17 protein-coding genes are annotated in these 23611 nt (G+C 44.3%); 7 read left to right on the forward strand and 10 right to left on the reverse strand.

The annotated features are described in order from the left end of the window. Positions 1-34 precede the first annotated feature (34 nt). Entirely contained in the window at positions 35-1477 is a 1443-nt protein-coding gene (locus tag L2096_RS03650) for a PucR family transcriptional regulator (RefSeq protein WP_250364893.1), read from the forward strand. A 360-nt stretch (positions 1478-1837) separates the two neighbouring features. Continuing rightward, complete coding sequence (locus L2096_RS03655) at positions 1838-2053, forward strand: hypothetical protein (protein ID WP_250364955.1); 216 nt, start codon at positions 1838-1840, stop codon at positions 2051-2053. Between the two features lie 1141 nt (positions 2054-3194). Here L2096_RS03655 and L2096_RS03660 read toward each other — a convergent pair. From L2096_RS03660 to gabT, 4 genes are all read right to left on the reverse strand, one after another. After that, complete coding sequence (locus L2096_RS03660; RefSeq protein WP_250364894.1) at positions 3195-4013, reverse strand: methyltransferase domain-containing protein; 819 nt, start codon at positions 4011-4013, stop codon at positions 3195-3197. A 24-nt stretch (positions 4014-4037) separates the two neighbouring features. After that, positions 4038-5336 (reverse strand): FAD-dependent oxidoreductase, encoded by a 1299-nt coding sequence (locus tag L2096_RS03665; protein ID WP_104123961.1) that lies wholly within the window; start codon positions 5334-5336, stop codon positions 4038-4040. A gap of 558 nt (positions 5337-5894) precedes the next feature. After that, complete coding sequence (locus tag L2096_RS03670; RefSeq protein WP_025095564.1) at positions 5895-7343, reverse strand: NAD-dependent succinate-semialdehyde dehydrogenase; 1449 nt, start codon at positions 7341-7343, stop codon at positions 5895-5897. Next, positions 7340-8635 (reverse strand): 4-aminobutyrate--2-oxoglutarate transaminase, encoded by a 1296-nt coding sequence (gabT, locus tag L2096_RS03675; protein WP_004944850.1) that lies wholly within the window; start codon positions 8633-8635, stop codon positions 7340-7342. Before gabT ends, L2096_RS03670 begins: the two co-directional genes overlap by 4 nt. Before the next feature lie 151 nt (positions 8636-8786). On the opposite strand from gabT, the gene pdxR reads away from it, so the two are divergent. Next, positions 8787-10286: a MocR-like pyridoxine biosynthesis transcription factor PdxR gene (gene pdxR / locus L2096_RS03680; protein ID WP_004934051.1), complete on the forward strand. Its 1500-nt coding sequence runs from the start codon at positions 8787-8789 to the stop codon at positions 10284-10286. A 70-nt stretch (positions 10287-10356) separates the two neighbouring features. Here the strand turns inward: pdxR and L2096_RS03685 are convergent, their stop codons facing one another. The 4 genes from L2096_RS03685 to L2096_RS03700 form a co-directional block, all read right to left on the reverse strand. Beyond that, positions 10357-11796, reverse strand: a complete 1440-nt coding sequence (locus L2096_RS03685; RefSeq protein ID WP_250364895.1) for an amino acid permease — start codon at positions 11794-11796, stop codon at positions 10357-10359. A gap of 454 nt (positions 11797-12250) precedes the next feature. Further along, positions 12251-12823: a single-stranded DNA-binding protein gene (gene ssb / locus L2096_RS03690; protein WP_076033164.1), complete on the reverse strand. Its 573-nt coding sequence runs from the start codon at positions 12821-12823 to the stop codon at positions 12251-12253. 51 nt (positions 12824-12874) lie between these two features. Then, the gene (locus L2096_RS03695) at positions 12875-14239 is read right to left on the reverse strand and encodes an MFS transporter (protein WP_235471556.1); all 1365 of its coding nucleotides are present in this window, start codon (positions 14237-14239) and stop codon (positions 12875-12877) included. 140 nt (positions 14240-14379) lie between these two features. Beyond that, entirely contained in the window at positions 14380-15462 is a 1083-nt protein-coding gene (locus L2096_RS03700; RefSeq protein WP_004934038.1) for a DUF475 domain-containing protein, read from the reverse strand. A 201-nt stretch (positions 15463-15663) separates the two neighbouring features. Here L2096_RS03700 and tenA point away from each other — a divergent pair, with 201 nt between their 5' ends. Next, complete coding sequence (gene tenA, locus L2096_RS03705) at positions 15664-16335, forward strand: thiaminase II (RefSeq protein ID WP_250364896.1); 672 nt, start codon at positions 15664-15666, stop codon at positions 16333-16335. 103 nt (positions 16336-16438) lie between these two features. Here the strand turns inward: tenA and L2096_RS03710 are convergent, their stop codons facing one another. Next, positions 16439-16780: a GlpM family protein gene (locus L2096_RS03710; RefSeq protein WP_055415506.1), complete on the reverse strand. Its 342-nt coding sequence runs from the start codon at positions 16778-16780 to the stop codon at positions 16439-16441. Between the two features lie 77 nt (positions 16781-16857). Next, on the reverse strand, positions 16858-17211 hold the full coding sequence (locus L2096_RS03715) for a DUF1304 domain-containing protein (protein WP_004944844.1): 354 nt from the start codon (positions 17209-17211) through the stop codon (positions 16858-16860). A gap of 318 nt (positions 17212-17529) precedes the next feature. Here L2096_RS03715 and L2096_RS03720 point away from each other — a divergent pair, with 318 nt between their 5' ends. The 3 genes from L2096_RS03720 (at position 17530) to omp33-36 (ending at position 23579) form a co-directional block, all read left to right on the forward strand. Further along, positions 17530-18543, forward strand: coding sequence for a hypothetical protein (locus tag L2096_RS03720; RefSeq protein ID WP_004934022.1), 1014 nt, complete (start codon positions 17530-17532; stop codon positions 18541-18543). 184 nt (positions 18544-18727) lie between these two features. Continuing rightward, complete coding sequence (uvrA, locus tag L2096_RS03725) at positions 18728-21559, forward strand: excinuclease ABC subunit UvrA (RefSeq protein WP_004934020.1); 2832 nt, start codon at positions 18728-18730, stop codon at positions 21557-21559. A 1117-nt stretch (positions 21560-22676) separates the two neighbouring features. Further along, positions 22677-23579, forward strand: coding sequence for a porin Omp33-36 (omp33-36, locus tag L2096_RS03730; RefSeq protein WP_004934013.1), 903 nt, complete (start codon positions 22677-22679; stop codon positions 23577-23579). Positions 23580-23611 lie beyond the last annotated feature (32 nt).

The raw sequence follows: 23611 nt of genomic DNA on the forward strand, positions 1-23611 counted from the left end.
TATACAAATGTATGATGAAAAAAGCGGGATGCTTATGATTACCGTTGATGAATTGGTGAAAAACAATAATTTAGGCCTAACTTTTAAATCTGGTAGATCAGGTGGCAAACGTATAGTTAAATGGGCCCATGCTGTAGATTTACCAGATCCTTGGCATTGGATATCACCTGGTACCCTCGTAATGACTACTGGTGGCGGTTTACCAACAGAACAGATTGAACAGATTGAATGGTTACGCCAGCTTGCTAAAGCTCAAGCTAGTGCCCTTGTTATTGCCCCTAGGGATTTTACACCTTCTATTACTCAAGAGATGTTAGATGAAGCAACTGATTTAGGATTTCCAATATTAGGGGCTAGTTTTGATTTAGAGTTTTTAAGGTTAGCCCGTTTGGTAATTGAGAGCGTTTTGCAAGCTCAAAGAGACCGTTTTGATGCAGGAAATAAGCTATTTCAAGTCTATACTGATGCGTTATGGGAGAGTTCACAATTAGATGAACGATTACAGATTATCGGGCAAAAGTTATCTTTAAATTTACAAATCTTAGATAATGAAACACTCACTCCTATTTTTAATTTTAGTACTCCGGTACAAAAAGATAATGTTCCCTATAGTGTGAAAATACCGGGTAGAACCCAAACTACTTTAAATATTATTAATAAAGAGTCACGTTTTTTTGATGAGACATTTTTACCCCGCATATTAGCTGGCTTACTTAGTATTGAGCTAGAACGTGAAATGATAGACCGTGACGGAATTCGAGAAGAAGGTGAGGCTTTATTCGATGACTTGTTAAATGGGGAAATTGAATTTGGCGCTGCAAAAATTATGTTAGAAAGACGTGGCTTACTAGGTAAATTAGTCACTATAGCCATTGATCCCTCAAACAAAGGATCTCGCCAATACATAGACATTCACCACATACCTGAATTTTATAAAATTTATCCATTATTTTCTCGTGATGAAAATAGAATATTTGCGGTACTTCCTGACGATAGTAATTTATTAAATGCCCTTATTAATTATTTTGGAAAAGGAACAAAAATAGGCATAAGTAGTCCAATTACTGCAATGCTTGGTTTCAAAGAAAGTATTTTCCAGTCATGTTTAGCTTTAGGAAGAATCAAAGAAAGCCAAACTGATTTAATTCACTACAACCATCTAGATCTAGAATTAGCCTTAGGTCCTAAGACTGTTGCAGAAGCGAGAGCTGTTGTTGGTCATTATTTTGGCCGTATTTTAGAATATGAACAAACTAACTCTCTCCCATTGCTCAAAACCTTAGGCGTATTTTTAAAATATGATGGCAATTGGAAGGTAACTGCTTGTAAATTAGATATTCATCGGCAGACACTAGTCTATAGATTGAAAGTTATAGAAGAATTAACTGGTATAAAGCCTACAACAAGCTTAGGTATTACGCGGTTTTGGATAGCTTTAGAAGCAGCAAAAACTATAGGATTATTACAAGATTCCTGAAAAAAGTTTTTTATCATTCTATTAAAATTTGGATATTCTTTTCCTTATTTTCATAGCTTTTTAGCTTTCCTTGCGTATTAAGATTTCAATAGACCAATTTTTCATAGTTGCTATCGCTGCATAGCAGCATGACGCATGAAAAACTTAAGGTGTTAGGGGCGTTTTCAAGGTTACTTGTATATCCTGTTTCAAACAGGATATCTAGGAGAGGCCTAATGCTTATGAGGGAATTTCGTTAAAATAACCACTCTTTTTAAGAGTTAAAAATCACTTGGCTTCTATGGACAGAGATAACTACTTCTGTATTTGACCTGAATTTATATAGATATTATCTACATGGTCTATAAGAAAGGAGTGACCATGAAGAAATACTTTCACGAACTCGATATTGTTTCTGACATTCTTGATTTAGTTCCCCATCCCCAAATTCAATCCATTGCCCATGTGATTCGTGTCTGCAATGACGGGGAAGTGGACAGTATCACTATATGTAAAAGCTTTAATCAGGAAGTTGAATATAATTTAAGAGTCCTTGAATTTAATTATGATGCAGATGTAGCCCTTTGTGAAATTTAAGAAGATTTTAAAGACACTTCTTTTTTTGAACTAAGCAATACTTCTGATAATAAATTAACTTTATTAGGCTTTCCTTCATTTCAAACAAAACAGCATAAGCCTCATTCTTCAAATTGTGAACTTATGTTTAAAACACAAATGTTTGATCATAGTTTTTTCTCAATTAATACTCCAATTATTGGAGGTAATAGTGGAGGACCAATTATTAACTCTTAAAAAAAAGCAGTAGGAATTGCCTCTAAAGGCTACTATGGACACAGTATGATTGATCAAGGATCTATGTTCAACAAAAGTATCCATGTAACTATTTTAGGAAATAACCTTTGCTCAGATATTTATAATCTTCAAGAATTAATAACACTAAACAAGAAACTCTCAACACTGCCCCTCTAGCACTAGACTAAGAAAAATAATTATTTTCTTTTAATAGTCTATTTTTGCAGATATTTTCATTTGTATTCTCTGGTCATAGAGACTTCTCTCACCAATCTCTAGGAGAGCAGAGAATACAAATGCGGAAAATACTTTCCACATTGTAAATCTCAAAATCTCTCTGAAAATTATGAAAAAATAGTAAATTTTAGGGGGAGAAATTTATATAAAAGAAAAAATAAATCCCATGCTCCCCCTCTTACTCATCCCTATCCATAAAAATTTAATCAAGTTGAACTCACTGTATTTCTATTTGAAGGCAAAAACAAAACTTGACGGTACTAACTCATTTTCCTCAATAGCTCTACGCTTTGATCAAGGTCCAATGTGGTACTCTGTAAAAAGTGTTAGCTTTCTTCAATTTTCTGATTACGGTCCATCAACTCCAATGCATGAAAGATATGGCCTAGTGATGGTCTATCTTTAATTATGCCTGTTATTTTTCTTCTACTTAGCCATTATCTTTTTTCAAGAAATTTTGGTTCTTATTCATCTACTTTCTTAACTTTCAACACCTTAACAACAATATCACAGTCTCATTGTTTTTATTGAATTTCTTATCAACCCATACGCTCAATCCATCGTTTTTATTATTAAAAATATAGGTACTTGTTCGTACTTGTAATCAGTAGGTCCACAGTTCGAATCCGTGTGCCGGCACCATCTTCCCTTCTGTTGTTCTTCTCTTTCTCTATTTTATTTTCTTCGCTTATTGCTTTTCTGCGGCAATTTCGACGTAACGAATCACGCCATCGTCATATAAATATCGACATAGCTTCGCGGTCATCTGTATTTTAAGCAGGTCGAGTGTGTGATCTGGTGTACCCTGCCGCTGTGTAATGTAATCTGCAAATCCGTTTAAAACTGGCGTACTGATATCACGCAGTGATAACAATTTAAAGCCTTGCTGCTCAATGCTTTGCTCAAGGCGCTGCTGGTCGTGTAATTGTCTTAAATCGACATCGGCCGCCCGAAGCAGATAATAATATTTCTGTTTTTGCCACATCGATAATTTATACCACTGCGCTGAAAGCATCAGGGTATGAAAGCCCAGTCGTCCGTGTGTGGCAAGTACGCGTTTGGTAGACGTTAAAAATGCCGCCAAAGGGCTGTGATAGGCCGCATCGATACATAAAGCCACATCGAAGGGCTGCGAAAAAACAGCCGGATCGAGCGCCAGAAAAGACCCTTGTAATACCTGATCGACTGCGGCCAGTTGGCTTTGCATCCGCTTTACCTGTGCCGGCTGTAGTTCCACGCCCGTGACATGCTGAACATGATGCACGCTGAGCCAGTGCTGTAAGCTGGCGCCCTGACCACAGCCCAGATCGAGCAGGCGGTCATGCGGCTTTAAGCTGACCGCAGCGGCCAGCTGATCGGCCAGTTGTGCACAGGCCGTTGGGTAGTCGGCGGTCTCTTTCCAGTACCCCAGATTACTCCATGCCAGTGCGCGCGCATCGCCCAGCGCCGCCGCATTGATGGCATATTTATGCGGTAAGCGACGTGTCAGGGCGTGCGGTAGCTTCATGGTTTACTCACGTAATGACCAGACTTAATAGCCCAGTTGCGGTGCCACTTCTACTTTAGGTTTAACCCCGACAAATGGCAGCGGCGCACCAAAAATTTCTGCAATATTCATGGCAGAGGTCACTGCCGATTCTAAAATCGGTAAGCCATCACACGACCACGAACCACAGTAAAACACTTTACGCTCTGGGTCTTTGTGGCGCTGTTGCAGCTCTTGGTTAAGCGCTACAGTTTGCGAATCGACCACGGCACGTGTCAGCTTCACCGACGAAATCACTTTTTTCGGATCGATTGGAGTAACCGGGCGCCACGTTTGAAATACGGGAGATTTACCCACTAAACTTGGCTCGACGGCGTTCATCCATACAGTAAACTGTTGACGGGTAAACTTGCGGTCCATCATGTAGCTCAGTACTGACCAGTCCTTACGCTTTGGCGGCATTACGGTGCTATCGGTATGAATCACCAGATCACCCTGCTCAAAACGGAATTGCTTTAACAGCGCCAAATCGTCTGCAAACTGTGTAGTATTTAAAAACACATCAATTTTATCGGTTGGTGTGGCCACCACCACACGATCAAAAAACTGCTGTTCGCCCTGATCATTTTCGACCAGTACTTTTTCGCCTTGCTGTTCAACTTTCACAATCGCAGAGCCACTACGGATGTCGATACCTTGAATCAAACGGTCGACAAATGCCGGCGTGCCACCTTGCATACGCAGCAAGGCATCGCCATCGGTCAACTGACGTAAAAAGGTCAAAAGTGGTTTTGCAGGCCAGTCGCCAATGGTTTTTGGGTTACAGGTACAGATGGTATACAGCACCGGCATCACGGCGCCGTGCCAAAACACTTCTTCGATATCGTTTTGGTTAATAAACTCGGCAAGGGTAATATCTTGATTTTTAGATTTAAAAAATTGGTTAATCGCGGTTTTTAGCTGCAACATGCCTTTGACCAGTCGCCAGCCATACTGCTTGATGCCCTTACGGTTGTTAATGATTGGAAAATTTCCAATGCGGCTACGCGTTGTGGTCAGCCATGTTTCGGTTTTGTCTTCAAACAACCAGCTACACGCCATGTAGGTACGTACCGGAAACATGGTCATACCCAGGTGCGTGGCCAAACTTAAGGTATTTTTCCATAAATACGGATTCATCACACGCAGTGGCGCATCGATGTTTCCACCCTCAAATTCAATACTATGGCTATCCATTCCTCGACCAGGAAGGGCTTCAAATATCGTGATTGCATGTCCTGCATCTTTTAAAATTCTTGCGGTCGCAAGGCCTGCCATGCCGCTACCTATAATTGCGATATCCAAAATGATGTTCCATTCGTGAGAATATTTCTTTTGATTATGACCCACAAAATCTTAAAATGCGGTATTAAAAACTACCAGATTTAAGGGTTTTGTGCGGCGCGCCTCTGGCAATCTTTTGAGGTTTTTCATATACATATTGAAACAATTCATTAATAAAGTATTACAGATATAAAAATGGCTCTCAAAACTCTGCTTTATTTAAAAAGCTGATAAAAAAAAGTAAGATAAATTAACCAATTTTTTTGTAACAGCACTTTCATCATCTTAAATTTTGAGCTATCATGCTTCAAAAATGAGAACCACATCACATTAATTAAATGAGGGTTCCAAACAATCAGTGCATGAAAATAATGAAACAACAGCGTACGGCCCTTTATCAAAATTGATAAAGGGCTTTTTCTTTGGCTCTGCTTTAACGTCCTGAATACAGCACGGTGAATGACGAGCATTTGGCGTTGACCAAACTGATCAGGCTGCTCCTGCCTTTGGGTTTTGTCGAACAATAAAAAAACCCGTTATGAATGGGCATAACGGGTTTTAAAGGATCAGCTATGAAACCTACTCAGAAACATCGATACACAGGTATTTCATTTCCAAATATTCTTCAATTCCGTGCTGGGAACCTTCACGACCTAAACCGGACTGTTTCACCCCACCAAATGGTGCCACTTCATTGGAAATAGCGCCGGTATTGACCCCAACCATTCCATACTCAAGTGCTTCGCCCACGCGCCACTGACGCGCTGCATTTTGGGTAAACACATACGCAGCCAGACCAAACTCGGTATCGTTGGCCATTTCAATGGCTTGCGCTTCGGTTTCAAAGCGGAATAACGCAGCCAGCGGGCCAAAGGTTTCTTCTTTAGCAACACGCATGTCTTGGGTAACACCACTGAGTACCGTCGGTTCAAAGAAGGTGCCGCCCTGCGGCGCGAGTTTGCCACCGATTTCGACCTTAGCACCCTTTTGGGTGGCATCATCGATATGCGACTGCACTTTGGCTACCGCACGCTCGTCGATCAGTGGCCCTTGCGTCACGCCATCTTCACGGCCATCGCCCACACGTAAGCCTGCCACAACTTGAGTCAGACGTTCGGTCAACTGGTCATAGATACCCGCTTGAACGTAAATACGGTTGGCACAGACACAGGTTTGACCGCTGTTACGGAATTTGCTGGCCATAATGCCTGCAACCGCCTGCTCTAGGTTGGCATCGTCAAAAATGATCACCGGCGCATTACCGCCCAGCTCAAGCGAGAGTTTCTTGATGCTTGGTGCGCACTGCTGCATCAAGATACGGCCCACTGGCGTAGAGCCTGTAAAGCTGAGCTTTCTGACCACATCGCTTTCACACAGGGTTTTGCCCACTTCCACTGCATCACCGCTAATGTTGAGCAATACATCTTGTGGCAAGCCTGCTTTTAAAGCCAGTACTTCGAGCGCATAGGCTGTCAGTGGTGTCAGGTCTGCCGGCTTCACCAGCATTGAGCATCCGGCAGCAATGGCCGGCGCTGCTTTACGGGTGATCATGGCCGCCGGGAAGTTCCACGGTGTGATGGCCGCCGTAACACCAATGCCCTGCTTGATCACCAGTAAACGCTGATGCGCAACGGTTGGCGGTAAAATTTCGCCATCAATGCGGCGCGCCTGCTCTGCAAACCAGCGAATAAACGAAGCAGCATAACCAATTTCGCCACGCGCTTCTGCCAGTGGCTTACCTTGCTCGGCAGTTAAAATCTGTGCCAGATCTTCCTTATGCTCAAGCATAAGGTGGTGCCACGCCCACAAGATATCGGCGCGCTGCAAGGCGGTTTGGGTTTTCCACGCCGCTTGCGCTTTTTCCGAACGTTGAATTGCGGCTTCTACAGCGGCGCGGTCACTGGTTTTTACCCAAGCCAGTGATGCACCTGTCGCGGCATCTTTGACCTCAATTGCTGTGCCTGTTGCAGGTGCAGTAAACGAGATATCCGGATGTGCGAGTAAATACTGTAAATTTTCTTGAATCATGCTGTTTGTCCAACTGCTGTGCTGTGGGTTTCTGCATTCAACGCTAAAACACCTTGTTTCAAGATTTCAAGACCAGAACGGAACTGTTCAGTCGGAATCGTCAATGGATACAAGAAACGGATGACGTTGGCATACTTACCACAGGTAAGTAATAACAAGCCATGCTCCATGGCATAGGTTTGTACGGCTTTGGCCTGTTCCGCTGTTTCAAATTCTGCGGCAACCATTGAGCCTAAAGCACGAATATCGATAATCGCCTGATCGGTTGCTTGCTGAAGCTGCTCAAGTACGCTCACCAGCTCTGCACCGAGTACATTGGCACGTTCGCATAGTTGTTCTTCTTCGATGGCATCAATCACCGCGTGTGCTGCTGCAACCGCAATTGGGTTACCTGCATAGGTTCCGCCCAAACCACCCGGGTTTGGTGCATCCATCACTTCTGCACGGCCAACGACGCCTGAAATCGGGAAACCACCGCCCAAGCTCTTGGCCATGGTGATGAGATCTGCTTTGGTTTCGTAATGATCCATCGCATAAACTTTACCTGTACGGGCAAAACCACTTTGTACTTCATCGGCAATCAGTAAAATACCGTGTTTGTCGCAAAGTGCGCGCACGCGTTTTAAGAAATCGGCCGGTACAATATTAAAGCCGCCTTCGCCCTGTACTGGCTCAAGTACAATCGCTGCAACGTCGTGCGGTGCAACGTCTTCACTGAAAATGTTGTCGATACTTTCCATTGCGGCATCGACACTGATACCACGTGATGCAACTGGATAGCGCGCATGGAACACACCGCCCGGCATTAAACCGAAATCACGTTTGTAAGGTGCTGTTTTACCGGTCATGGCCATGGTCATGAATGAACGGCCGTGAAACGCATTACCAAAGGTAATGATGCCTTGGCGACCCGTGTATGAGCGTGCGATTTTAACTGCATTTTCAACCGCTTCTGCACCTGTAGTGAAAAATGCGGTTTTGGCAGGGCCTGCAATCGGTGCAAGTGCATTGATACGCTCTGCAAGCGATACATAGCTTTCGTATGGTGTAACCTGATAAGCAGTATGTGTGAATTTTTCAAGCTGTGCTTGAACGGCAGCAATCACTTTCGGATGACGATGACCCGTATTTAACACCGCAATACCGCCTGCAAAATCGGTAAAGGCATTGCCTTGTGCATCCCAGATTGTGGCGTTTTCAGCCTTGTCTGCATACCACTGGCACATCACACCCACACCACGTGGAGTTGCTTGCTGTTTACGCTGATTAAGTGCAGAATGTTTAGTGTCCATCTATCTATCCTCTAGTGTTATTCATTACAGCTTTGGTCACACATTCCCGCCATCTTTTACAGGATGCTTTACAATAGCTGTCTACCACTGTAATTTCGCGCGTCTTGCGTCGACTGACGAGAGCCATTTATCAACTCAGGGAGAGAGCCAATTGCGTAGTTTGCTGGGCGATCATTTATTACAACGTTTACAACAAGATGTAGACGGAAAACTTCATCAACGTTTATTTCGCTGTTTGCAAGGCGCGATTGTTGAAGGTGTTATACCCCCAAAAACGCGTTTGCCGGCTTCACGTGACCTCGCCAAAGAAATTCATGTTTCACGAAATACAGTGTTATCGGCCTACGAACAGCTTCAGGCTGAAGGCTATTTGGAAGCAAAAACCGGACATGGCACATGGGTGGCCGAGCAGTTACCCGAAGCCTTTTTAAACACGCCCAACGGCAAACAGCGCGTGGGGCTGCGGAATCCGCCGCGCTCGTATCAATTGTCGCAGCGCGGTAGCCAACTGATTGGTTATGCTGGTGCCTCGCCTTACCAATGGGGTGCATTTGTGCCGGGTGCGCCAGATGTGACCGAATTCCCACATCATATTTTTAGCCGTATTCAGGCGCGGTTAAGTCGCGAGCCAGATATTCATCACCTGATTTACAGTAATGCGGGGGGATGCACCGAACTGCGTAGCGCCTTGGCCGATTATCTGCGCGTGGCGCGCTCGGTACAGTGTGATCCCGATCAGATTATTATTACCGAAGGTATTCATCAGGCGATTGATCTGGTGTCGCGTGCGCTGAGCGATATTGGCGATCCGGTCTGGATTGAAGATCCGGCCTATTGGGGCATGCGCAATACATTGCGCATCAATGGGCTGAATATTCAACCCATGCCGGTCGATGCCGATGGTATTGTTCCCAAGCAGTATCCCGAAGAGCCCCCCAAACTGATTTTTGTGACGCCGTCGCATCAGTATCCGCTGGGGTCGCATTTGAGTCTTGAGCGCCGCAAATCTTTGCTCAATTTGGCCAAGCGCTACGGTAGCTGGATTGTAGAAGACGACTACGACAGTGAATTTCGTTTTTCTGGGCAGCCTTACCCGTCTTTACAGGGCCTTGAAAGCGATGCGCCCGTAATCTATATGGGTACCTTTAGTAAAACCATTTACCCTGCCTTACGCATTGGCTATTTGGTGGTGCCAAAGCCACTGTTTTCATCTTTACGGATATTGGCTGCCGAGCTTTATCGCGGCGGGCATTTGCTTGAGCAAAAGGCATTGGCCGAGTTTATTCGGGAAGGCCACTACGAAGCACACATTCGCCGTATGCGGCTGTTGTACGGCAAACGGCGTGCTTATCTGGTCGATCTGATTAAGCGTTATTTAGGCCCAGAATTTTTGCATGAATACAACGACGATTCTGGTTTGCATTTGGTGCTTAAATTGCCCGATAATTGCGATGACGTTGCGGTTGCCTCGGCTGCACTCGAGCGGGGCATTAAGGTTCGGGCATTGTCGCAATATTATATGCACGCGCATGCCCATGCCGAACGTGGCCTACTGATGGGCTTTGCCTGTGTGAGTGAAAAAGACATGGTCATGGCCTTTGGGGTGTTGCTACAGTGTTTGCGCGAAGCCAATATTCCAACCCGCTCATAACGGCAAGCCAGCAGAATTGACAGATAAAAAAAGAACCTCTTGAAGAGGTTCTTTTTTTAAGCCAGATGATTTAGCTGACTGAGTTTTTATTTTCTTGCAGCATGTGTTGGCGAGCTTCCTTTCCCCAGTTAAATTTGTGGGTCAGTACGCCCAGCGCCACAATCACCAGCGCCAGTCCTGTGGTGTAAATCACCTCTTTAAAATATGTTCCTTCAATCAACATGGTCACAATCGCACCAATGATGATGAAAATGACCAGATAGGTTAACCATGGAAATAACCACATTTTAAAGTCGATGGCTTTACCTTCAGCTTCGATTTTCTTACGCATGCGTAGCTGAGAAAATGCCACGGCAAGGTACACATACAATGCCACCGTGCCGGTTGCCAGCATAAGAACATCGTATACATTCATGCTTTCACTGGCTGTGAGGTACACCGCCACGATAGAGAAAATACTTGAGAAAATGACCCCAACCCATGGACTGCTGTTACGGTTGGTTTTTGAAAACGCTTTTGGTGCATCGCCACGCTTAGACAATGAAAACATCATGCGTGAGCAGGTATAAAGTGCCGAGTTAAAGCAGCTACATACCGAAGTTAGCACTACAAAGTTCACAATATGACGCGCTTCTGGAATACCAAGCGCAGACAGCGTGACGCTATAGGTTCCCCATGTTGGGTCTTTTAACAATGGATTGTTGTGTGGAATCAAGCACACAGTGATAAACATCGAGCCGACATAAAACAGGATAATCCGCCACACAATCGAATTTGAGGCTTTACGGATTTCACGTGCCGGATTTTTTGATTCTGCGGCTGCAACGGTCACAATCTCGGCGCCCATATAGGCAAACATGACCCCAAGTAAAGCCGTGACTACCGATGAAAAGCCCCCGGGCATAAAGCCTTGTGCAGTTAAGTTGGTCATGCCTGATACAGCAGGTTCACCCCATGGCCATAAATGCATAATAGCCAAGCTTCCCACAACCAAGAACAATACAATTGCAATAACTTTGATCAAGGCAAACCAGAATTCAAATTCACCGTAGTTTTTCACGTCTTGCAGATTGACCCAGACCAAGCCAATAATCACCATCAGCATATAGCCCCAAATGGGGATAAACGGGAACCAGCTGTTGAGAATCTTACCGGCCACATAGGCTTCCCAACCCATGAGTAAAGTCCAGAAACACCAATACAGCCAGCCAATGGTAAAACCAGCCCAACGACCAATCGCACGATCGGCATAAGTAGAAAATGATCCGCTGTCTGGATTCATGACTGCCATTTCACCGAGCATTCGCATAATCAGTAAAACCAGCAATCCCCCAATGGCATAAGCTAAAATCGCTGCGGGGCCCGCAGAATAAATCACACTGCCCGAGCCCACAAATAAAGCGCCGCCAATCACGCCGGCAATTGAAATCATGGTGAGGTGACGCGACTTCAAGCCACTTTTAAGCCCTTCGGCTTGGCCTGATTCAGTCGCTGTTTTGAGCGCTGCCATAACTATTTTCCTTAATACCTCAAAAGCAGAGGCCTGCAACATCGCCTTTGCAGTGCGCCTCTCCTTTTAACTTGTTGTTGACTGGGCCATGCCGGTTTTAACTGCCTGTATAAGGCCCAATCGAACGTTTCCGTATGCATACTTCTAATGAATCTAATGTGTCTTTTTGGTGGCCAATAAACGAGAGCCATTTGTCTATGGTAATTGGGGGCCAATCTTGTTTTTTTGCACCAAAATAGTGCTAAAAAATGATTCGGATCAGTGCGCTCCTAAACGCGCTCGGGTTAATTGGATGTTTTGATTTATTATTTTTACTTATCGCGCTTCGATATTTTCTTCAATTTAAGTAAAAAATAGTGTGTACGATATCGCTCAGATCATCATATTTTTAAAAAATATAAAAATTTAGAGATAAAAAAACCTCACGCAAGGTGAGGTTTTTAAGTCATGTATTTTAAAACGGTAAGTCGTCGTCTAGATCTGCTGGAGCAGGTTGCTGTGGCGCTTTAGGTGCATAACCACCTTGATTGCCCGCAGCATTGTTGCCATAACCGCCACCTTGGTTGGCACCAGCGTTGTTTTTGTTGTTATAACCACCGCCTTGGTTGTTATAGCCAGTGTTTTGCGGTGCATTGTTGTTAAAGCGTGGCTGATTGTAGTCCTGACCACCACCCATAGGCTGCTCGCCTTGGCTACGTGTATCAAGCATTTGCATCTGGTCGCCACGAATTTCGGTGGTATAGCGCTCTTGACCGTTTTGATCTGTCCACTGGCGGGTACGCAATGAACCCTCAATGTACACTTTTGAACCTTTACGCAGGTATTGCTGTGCAATTTCACCTAAACGGTTATTCAACACAATACGATGCCATTCGGTTTGCTCTTTACGCTCACCCGTACTTTTATCTGTCCACGATTCGCTGGTTGCAATCGAAAATTGAGTCAATGACCCGCCATTTGGAAACGTTTTGGTTTCCGGGTCACGGCCCAAGGTCCCAACTAAAATTACTTTATTCACACCACGCATGAGCTTTAATCTTCCTATCTATTTCTGTCTTTTACTTTATAAGAGTTATGATTAAATGGCTACCTCTGACCCTAACAACTGCGTTAAATGTTGTCGCGCAGCATCATCGATGACGCGTTTATCCACTTTTATATACGCTACACGCTGTTCGGTCATTACCACGACTTCTTCAATTCCGCGGATCGCCAGCAGTTTAGACGTCCACTCGGCTGTGTGAGTTACCTCAGGTAAAGGCAATACAATCGACGACAAATAGCGCGGCTGCGCCAACCCGAAGCTCACCAGCAACCACAGTATAGCAATCGCGGCCAAGATACTCCAACCCAGTGAAGTGTTGTGCAGCATCAGCAATTGTCCACCCAGCGTACCACCAAAAAAGGCACCCAAAAACTGGCTACTGGCATTGATGCCCATAGCAGTGGCTTTAGATTGAATCGGGGCAGATTTCGATAACCAAGATGGTAACAGCGCTTCCATCACGTTAAATGCAATAAAGAAAATACCCAAGCCTGTTAAGAGTACATACTTCGACTCATAACCAAAAATCAGAATGAGCAAACCTGCAATAATACCGGCAATGGCGGTCAGGAAGATGCCGCGCATTTTGCGATATTTTTCTGCCACAATGATACTTGGAAAAGCAAAAAACAAACTTACTACAAGCAGCGGTAAATACACTAAGCCATGTTTGGAAAGTGGAATATCGGCAAACTCAATCAGTTGAGAAGGCACATAAATAAACATCGCGGTAAGTAATAAATGCAGTGAAAATACCGACACATGCAAGCGGTTTAAATCGCCCATCTTGATAACTTGTTTAAGCTGAGCCAGATAACCCTGCTGATAACTTTTATGATGACGCGTAACTTTAGGCACCAATAGCAGCATCGAAATTGCCACCAGTCCCATCAGGGTGGTGACCCAGAATAGTCCGGAAATGCCTACCAGACTGGTGAGCCAAGGCCCTAGGCTAAACGCCACCACAAAAGATAAACCAATACTCATGCCCATTGCGGCCATGGCTTTGGTACGCTGCTCTTCACGTGTTACATCGGCCAGCAAGGCCATAACGACCGCCGATACAGCCCCGGCGCCAGCAATGGCACGCCCGATGATCACGCCATAAATGGTGTCCGACATGGCCGCGACCGCGCCGCCCAAAGCAAACAGCAACAAACCCAGCACCACGAGCGGTTTACGGCTAAAGCGGTCGGCTATCAGGCTAAACGGAATTTGCAAAATGGCCTGACTCAAACCATAAATACCGACTGCAAGACCAATTAAGGCGGGCGTTGCGTATTGATAGGACTGCCCTGCAATTGAAAATACAGGAATAATCATGAACAGACCCAACATACGCAAGGCAAAAATACTGCTTAATGCAAAGGTTGAGCGACGCTCCAACGCATTCATCATATCGACACGCTTATCTAAACTTAATCAAATTATAGAGGATTCAAGATTAAACTTCGCCTAAATTGACGAAATTCTGATACCTGATAAAAAAGGGTGCCGAAGCACCCTTTTTAGACTACGCAAGCTAACTGAAAGCCAGCTTAATCGGTTTGCGCGTGATGCTTGCTGTATCGAATCGAAGCCAAGACAGCCCATACAATAAACGCAACACCAATCAACCCTGTAACCACTTCAGGTACGTGTACACCAGTCCCACTTGCCAGCATGATAAAGGCCAAGGCACCAATGGCATAATGCGCACCGTGCTCGAGGTAAATGTATGCATCGAGAGTGCCCTTTTCGACCAGATAAACGGTCATCGAGCGCACAAAAATGGCACCAATGGCCAGACCGAGCATAATAATCACCACATCGCTGGTAATGGCAAAAGCACCAATCACACCGTCGAAACTGAACGATGCATCGAGCACTTCAAGATATAAGAAACCACCAAAACCCGCTTTAATCACACCTTTAGATGCCCCAGAAGCATCATGCGATACTGCATTGCCATTTTCATCAATTTCAGGCTCGCCGCCGAGTAAGTGACTCAACACCTGAACACCGATATAGACCACCAGCCCCCAGATACCCGCCATGGTCACCACAAGGCGTTTGTCGTCGGCCACATAGGTTGCCATGATCAGCAGCGCAACCAAGGCAATAAAGACCGACATTGCCGGCACATTCGCCAGATTGGCCAGCTTGGCTTCAATCCATTTGAACCAGTGAGTGTCTTTGCCGTCGTCGAAAAAGAAGTTTAAAAACACCATGAGCAGGAACGTTCCACCAAATGCTGCAATTTCAGCATGATGTTCCATCAGACGTGCAGAATAGGTTTTTGGATCATTCAGTGCCATTTGGGCCACTTCAATCATGCCCATGTCGGCGGTGACCGCCACGATGGCCACCGGAAAAATCAAACGCATACCAAATACGGCAATTAAGATGCCGACAGTGAGAAAAAGCATTTTCCAAAAATGATCCCAACCACGCAAAACAGACGCATTGACGACTGCATTATCAAACGACAGCGACACTTCCATCACCGCCAGAATAGCGGTAATGGTGAGTGCTTTAAACATGGTCGAAATGCCTGCTTCCGGACCATGGGTATAGCCCCAATACGCCGATAACGCCAGACAGATGACGGTAAAGAAAATGGAAAAACGAAAATGCTTCATGAATGCCCTAAATCAAAATAAGATCAAGTATTAGAATTTCGGGATGTATTATGCGCGTTTTTTAGCTGAAAGCAGATGACATTTATCACTTTTACGCAAAATATTAAGTCTAAATTAATAAAGTGGTTTACAACGCTCACGCCGATCGATTTTTGTTATAGTTCTTGGCACGCAAAAAATCGGATTTAGAGCAGACGACTTATGAGCTTTACTCAATTACTTTGGCAAAAAAATACCGCGTTATATGAGCAGATCCTCAATCTACCGTTTAATCAGGAGCTGGCTGCTGGCACATTGGCGCCTGAGGCATTTTGTCATTATGTGATTCAGGATGCGCATTATTTGTTGGCCTATGGTCGTGCCTTGGCAGTGGCAGCCGCCAAAGCTTACGATGCAGACGACGTGATGCAGTTTTCTGAAGCTGCTAAAATCGCGATTGTGGTTGAGCGTAGTCTGCACAATGACTTTATGACGGCATTTGATGTGAGTAAAGAAACCTTTGAGTCGACACCCCTAACCTTGGCTTGTCATCATTACACGTCATTTTTGACTGCGACGGCGTGGTCTGAAAGTTATCCTGTGGTATTGGCAGCGCTCCTGCCCTGTTTCTGGATTTATGCCGAAGTGGGCCGTGCCATTGTCAGTCAGTCGGTGCCGAATAATCCGTATCAGGCATGGATTGATACCTATGCGGGTGAAGAATTTCACACTGCCGTGCGTAATGTGATTGCAACCGTCGATAAGGTTGCAGCGCGCTGCGACGCCGATACGTTAGAAAAAATGCATGCGGCTTATACCATGGGTGCCAAGCTAGAATGGCTGTTTTGGGACAGCGCCTACCATCAGCGTCAGTGGTTGGGTCTAAGCCAATAAAAGCATTGCTAAAAGGTCAGTGAGGTGCTGGCCTTTTATTTTTTAAATATGCAATATTCAAATCATTTTGAGTTGGGTACAGTTCAGTCACCTCATGCCACGCTTAACTGAAAACGCTATTCCAGCCCAATAACAGAAGACCTGCAGCCAGTACCCACGCCAGTGTCGCCAGACTTAAGCACCACCCAATCGAGACCCGTTCAGCCAGAAAATACACCATCCCCAGATAGATTGCATAGGGAATCAGTGACCATAAACCAAATAGCGCCGTTTTACGCAGTGCCTCAGCACCTTGCTGACCAAATACAATGATATGCGCAATCAAAGCAAAGGTCGGAAAAAGCGGCACCAAGCCCGCAATATAAAAGGTCTTGCTTTTTGATAAAATAGAAATGAGCAGCACAACTGCTGCACCTAGGGTGCATTTAAAAAACAAACCAAGCATGCCAATACGTCACATTATTTGCTGAGTTGAAACAACATATGCAGATTAAACGCCAAAATGAAGCCTATCGCTACACACTATAGTAAATAAACACTTAACAGTGCTAAAAATGCAGGTAATGCCTGAATAAAAAAGATTTTTTTATTGGCGGTCATGCCGCCATAGAGGCCAGCCACCAATACGCAACCCAGAAAAAAGCTCGCCAGTGGAACAAATAACGCTTCGGGCGCGCACAATGCCCAAAAAAGCCCGGCTGCTAAAAAACCATTATATAAGCCCTGATTTTGTGCCATCACTTTGGTGATTCGGGCTTTTTCAGGCGTATTTCCAAAGGCTTTTAAGCCATAAGGCCGATCCCACAAAAACATTTCGACCACCAGAATATAAACATGCAGCAGTGCAATCAGCGCAATCAAAATCAGTGCAAGCATAGTGTCCCTTCTTGTTTATTGTATTCAATGTGATAACGCTCACTATAGCCATATTAGATGATTGCTGAACAGAATAAATTGTGAACCTGACCGTTTTGATACTTATGAAAGCTCTAGCTGACTGAAAATAAATACCAGATGACGCCGACACAAAAAGTTACATGAATACGTTACAAATTGTGTAAAAAATCACAAAAAATTCTTTTTTTAAACAGTCAAACACGATTTAAGTGATTAATATAAATACAGCTTATTGACGTGTTTGCTTCAAAAACACGTGAGAAATCCAACAACTATTTACTCAATAAGGACACAATAATGGATAACACTATCAATCGCACATTTGTTAAAACAATTTCTTGGGCCAGTATCTTTGCAGGTGTACTCGCTGTACTTGCAATCTCCTTTTTGCTTTCATTACTCGGCGCTGCGCTTGGATTTTCTTTACTCGACCCGATGTCGCACGATGACATTTCCAATGGCTCTGGCACAGTGGTGACCATTTGGACGCTCATCTCGTTACTGGTCAGCCTTGGCATTGGTGCTTATCTGGCGGGTAAGTTCGCAGGTTTAGATGGTGGCATGCATGGATTTTTGGTCTGGGCATTATCACTGCTTATTGGTCTGATCTTAAGTATCATGACTTTAAACAGTGCAGTTAAAACAACAGCCAATACAGTCGGCTCAATTGCCAGTGTGACCGGAACACTCGCCTCTGGTATTGGCAAAGGCTCGGTCGAACTGATTAAAGAAAACAATATTTTAGACAACGTCATTCCCTCTATCTCTGACCTGACCGATGGCACTGATTCTAAAATTGCTCAAGCGCTTGAAAAAAGTAAAGTGCCGGAGCTGCAACCGAATTACTTAAGTTCACAAGTTGACTGGGCGAAAAAACAGACGGAAGAAGCCGTGAAACAAGTGGCGCTGAATCCGAGTCAGTATAAAGAAATCACTAAAAATCTGTTAACCACTATCGAGCAGCGCGTACAAACCATCAATGCTGCCATCAGTAAAGACGATGTGAAAAAAGCCATTATGGCCAACAATCCATCATTTACCGCTGCTGAAGCTGATCAAGCCGCAGAAAACTTTATGCAGGCACGTACTCAAGCCACGGTTAAAGTTCAAACCTTCTTTAACGATTTGACCGTCAACATCAATAATTCAGAGAAAAAATACGAACAGTTGAAAGAGCAAGTCCGTGAGCAGGCCGCTGCTGCTGCCAAAGCGGCTGCCAAAACTGCGTTGTGGTCGTTCATTGGATTGTTTATTGGAATGCTGGTTACGATTTTTGCAGGTCGTTTCGGTGCAACTGCATATCGCCGCTAATTAAATAATCTAAGTTTGCCTCATGGTACGGTGCGCCGTGCCATGACGGATATCAGTATGATGGTTTCTCCTGCCAATCAGACACTCCGACACAAAATGTCGCACAAAAATGAAAAGTTTGGGCTTGAACATTTTTCATGCGCTATCATATACCTCTTTTAAAAATTCATTTTAGGATCGATTTATGAGCCAAAGCCATATCCGTATTCGAGGTGCACGTACCCATAACCTAAAAAATGTGTCTCTCGATATCCCACGTGATAAATTTGTGGTGATTACGGGACTCTCAGGCTCTGGCAAGTCATCTCTTGCATTTGATACGCTTTATGCCGAAGGCCAACGCCGTTATGTGGAATCGTTATCGGCTTATGCGCGTCAGTTTTTATCGCAAATGGAAAAACCTGATGTCGATGCAATTGAAGGCCTCAGTCCTGCAATTGCCATTGAGCAAAAATCGACAAGCCATAACCCGCGTTCGACTGTGGGAACCATTACCGAAATTTATGACTATTTACGTTTGCTCTATGCACGCGTCGGAACGCCCTATTGTCCAGAACACGATTTGCCGATGGTGGCACAAACCGTTTCCGAAATGGTCGATGCAGTCAAAGCTTTAGAAGAAGGTACAGCACTGATGCTGCTGGCACCTGTGGTACGTGAGCGTAAAGGTGAATATTCACAGCTCTTTGAACAACTACAAGGTCAAGGCTTTGTGCGGGCTCGTGTCGATGGTGAAATTGTCGATATCGATGCGGCACCTGAATTAGATAAAAAGAAGAAACATACCATTGAAGTGGTCGTGGATCGTTTTAAAGTACGCGATGACTTGGGCAACCGGATTGCAGAATCGTTTGAAACTGCACTGCGCCTCGGTGGCGACTTGGCTATTTTATCGTGGATGAACGCCGAACAGCCCGATCGTGTATTTTCGGCCAAACACTCCTGTCCGGAATGTGATCGTGCTGTGGCAGAGCTAGAACCACGGATGTTTTCTTTTAATAATCCGTTTGGTGCTTGTCCGGTCTGCGATGGCTTGGGCACGCGCAGCCATTTTAGTGCAGAAAAGCTGATTCCAGATCCGAGCTTGTCACTGAGTCAAGGTGCGGTACGCGGTTGGGATCGTCAGCGCCCGTATTATTATTCGATGCTGCAAAAAGTGGCGGAGCATTTTGAGTACTCGCTCGATACACCGTGGAATACGCTTGAAAAAGAGGTACAAAAGAAATTCTTATACGGTACCGGTAAAGAAAAAATCGATTTAAGTTATATCGATGAACGTGGCCGTCGACATAACCGCGTCATGCCATTTGAAGGCATTTTAACGCATCTCGAACGCCGTTACCGTGAAACCGAGAGTAATTATGTGCGTGACGATCTGGCACAGTATTTGTCAAATGCTGCATGTGATGCTTGTGGTGGATCTCGTCTGAATGAAATTTCCAGAAATGTGAAAGTGAAAGACAAAACCATTGCACATATTACCCAGATGTCGATTGGTGATGCCGAACAGTATTATCAAGATTTGAATCTTGAGGGTGCTAAAGGCGAAATTGCCGATAAAATTTTTAAAGAAATTCGTGAACGTCTGCACTTTCTGGTGAGTGTCGGTTTGAACTATTTGAGTTTGGCTCGTTCAGCCGAAACCTTGTCGGGCGGTGAAGCACAGCGTATTCGACTGGCCTCACAAATTGGTGCTGGCCTGATGGGTGTCATGTATGTGCTGGATGAACCTTCAATTGGTTTGCATCAGCGTGACAATGACCGTCTGCTACAAACCCTGATTCGTTTACGTGATTTGGGCAATACCGTGCTGGTGGTCGAGCACGACGAAGACGCAATCCGTGCGGCCGATCATATTATTGATATCGGGCCGGGTGCTGGGGTGCATGGCGGTGAAATTATTGCCGAAGGGACAGCCGATGAACTGAAAAAGCATCAGGACTCTCTCACTGGGCAATACCTCTCAGGCGCGCTTAAAATCGCCGTGCCGGCGCAGCGTTTGAGTTCGCCTACACCAGATCAGACCATTAAACTGTGCGGTGCAGCCGGACATAACCTTAAAAATGTGGATTTAACAATTCCACTAGGCATCATGACCTGTGTGACGGGTGTATCGGGTTCGGGCAAGTCGACCCTCATTAACCGGACCTTGCTGCCATTGGCTGCCACTCAGTTAAATGGGGCCACCACGCTTACCGCAGAAAAATTTGATTCGATTAATGGCTTACAGCATTTGGACAAGGTGGTGGATATCGATCAGAGTCCGATTGGCCGTACCCCACGTTCAAACCCGGCCACCTATACCGGACTGTTCACCCCTATTCGTGAGTTATTTGCACAGACGCCAGAAGCCAAGGCACGTGGCTACGCGGCTGGTCGCTTTTCATTTAATGTTAAAGGCGGTCGCTGTGAGGTCTGTGAAGGTGACGGCATGATCAAAGTGGCAATGCACTTTTTACCCGATATGTATGTACCGTGCGATGCCTGTCATGGCAAACGTTATAACCGTGAAACACTGGAAGTGACCTACAAAGGTAAAAACATTTCTGACGTACTGGAGATGACGGTAGAAGATGGTGCCGAATTCTTTAGTGCCATTCCGGTGATTCACCGTCGTTTGGAAACCCTCACCCAAGTGGGGCTGGGCTATATCCGTTTAGGCCAAGCAGCCACCACACTCTCTGGTGGTGAAGCGCAGCGTGTGAAACTGGCACGTGAGCTGGCCAAACGCGATACGGGCAAAACCCTGTATGTGCTAGATGAACCGACGACTGGCCTACATTTTCATGATATTGCCAAGCTGCTCGACATCTTGCATGAGCTTCGCAACAAAGGAAATACCATTGTGGTGATTGAGCATAATCTGGATGTGATTAAAACCGCAGACTGGGTGATTGATCTTGGGCCAGAAGGTGGTGCGGGTGGCGGTCAGATTATTGCCGAAGGTACACCAGAACAAGTGGCCGAAGTGGAGATTTCGCATACGGGGCGTTTCTTAAAGCCGATGTTGAGTTAAGTTAAGCCACCATTTCGTTTCTATAAAGAGTGAATAAGGTCGACTTATTCACCCTTTTTTTATAGCTAAATGATCATTATGAAAGCGCTGCTTCCACCCGATTCTTTCCTTTGGCTTTAGTAGAAGTAAAAACAATTTGACGCTGAGGATCTATTTTTTTTGACTTCACTACATTTATTTTTTGCTGATTATGTCACCATAGTTTAACTGAAGTTGCTTAAAATTTGTCAAGAACTTGTCATAGTGAAACGATACGAGCACTGAAGCTTTGAAATCATCGTGTTTCTCAATCATAATTATAAAAATAAACAATTTTGCAAATGATGAAAAATTCCGCATCATACACTTAAGGATTAAATCATGATGTTTTTAGCTTCCTCTAAGGATGTTCTCCCAATCAAATAACATCCTTTTCGCCTAGTGACCCCTCTTGAGCACTAGGCTTTTTTTTGTCCGAATAATTGTCACGTTCCACACAATTGACACATTCAAAAGCAAAAAAATACCCAGTTTTAGGGAAAACCGGGTGAGTTGAATAATACAATCGACAGCGTTACAGAACGATAGAGGGATCATCCATTGCATTCGACGTGTATTATCAGCAAAAACAAGTACTACCCAATCAAGCTACCATCATAATGATAAACAATCAACATATTTAAAATAGATTGAGATTTAAATCACATTAAAATCTATTTAATTTCAGTCAGATATTCATATTCAGTTACCAATATGTAACAATGTAAAAATAGGTAAAATTAAGATTTAACTTTAAATAAGCTTCACTTTGGTAGAAATATGTGACACAAATCACATTAAAATCAGTTTTAAAATAAGTTTTTACCGATAATTTAAATAATAACCATCTATTTTTACAATCGAAAAAACGATGTATATTTAACCAAAATGTAATATTTATTGTTTCATTTTCCATCTAGTCGATTGTTATACAGACTATTTTTCAGGTTGACACGATTCAATTTAACTGTATTTTTTTTGTTCAATATTTTTAAGTGTTTTTTTGAGCAACAGATGCTGGGCTGAAGACACATTGACTAAATAAATTGTTACAATAGAATGACCACAGCTTAATCTCTTGTTAATGCTGGAAACTCTTATGAAAAAACTCGGTTTAGCCACTGCTTTATTACTCGCCATGACCGGCGCTCAAGCGTATCAAGTTGAAGTTCAAGGTCAATCTGAATATGTAGATACGACTGCAAACGACAAAAACTTCACTGGTGACGTTGCTGGTACTTTCTATTTGAAAGATGTTGATGCGTCTAAAGGGCCTTTAGCCGAAGCCGCGTTCTTGAACCAAGCATCTAGCGTATCGCTTGGTTATAGCTACCAGCAATATGACCAAAACAACGGTCTTAACTACCACGTAGGTACTTACGGCGTGAAGGGCGAAACATACATCCCTACGCCATACCTACCAGTATACGCAAGCGCAACTTATAACCATACTGACGTTGATGGTAAAAATGCGATTTCTCGTGATGACAACGGTGACCGTTATGCATTAGAAGTGGGTGCAATGTTGCTTCCTAATTTCTTGATGAGCGTAGGTTACACCAGCGTTGCAAACCAGTTTGCATTAGATAACTTTGGTATCGTAAACAACGGTATTTATTCTGCTGTGAACCAAACTGCTGCGATCCAAAACGATCAAGACGCAGTAACAGCTCGTGCAAAATATGTTGGTCCAATCGATGGTACTAACATGGCAATCGGCTTTGAAGCTGCTGGTGCATTTGGTCAAGAAAACCAATACGGTTTAAAAACTGACCTTTACCTCACACCTAAGTTGAGCGTTGGTGCAACCTTCATCGGTAACGATGGCGAAGCAAACATCAAAGGTCAAGACCTTGGTGAATTCCGTCAAGCATGGGGTGGTAACGTAAACTACTTCGTTACTCCAGCAATCTCTGTTGGTGCATCGTACATCAAAGCAGATGCTAAAGGTTCTGCATTTGATACGCAAACAATCGGTTTAAATGCAAAAGCTCGTTTCTAATCGAAACTGAACTACGCATAAAAAAAGGACTC

This window comes from Acinetobacter sp. ACZLY 512, from assembly GCF_023614015.1.
Classification (GTDB): domain Bacteria; phylum Pseudomonadota; class Gammaproteobacteria; order Pseudomonadales; family Moraxellaceae; genus Acinetobacter; species Acinetobacter soli.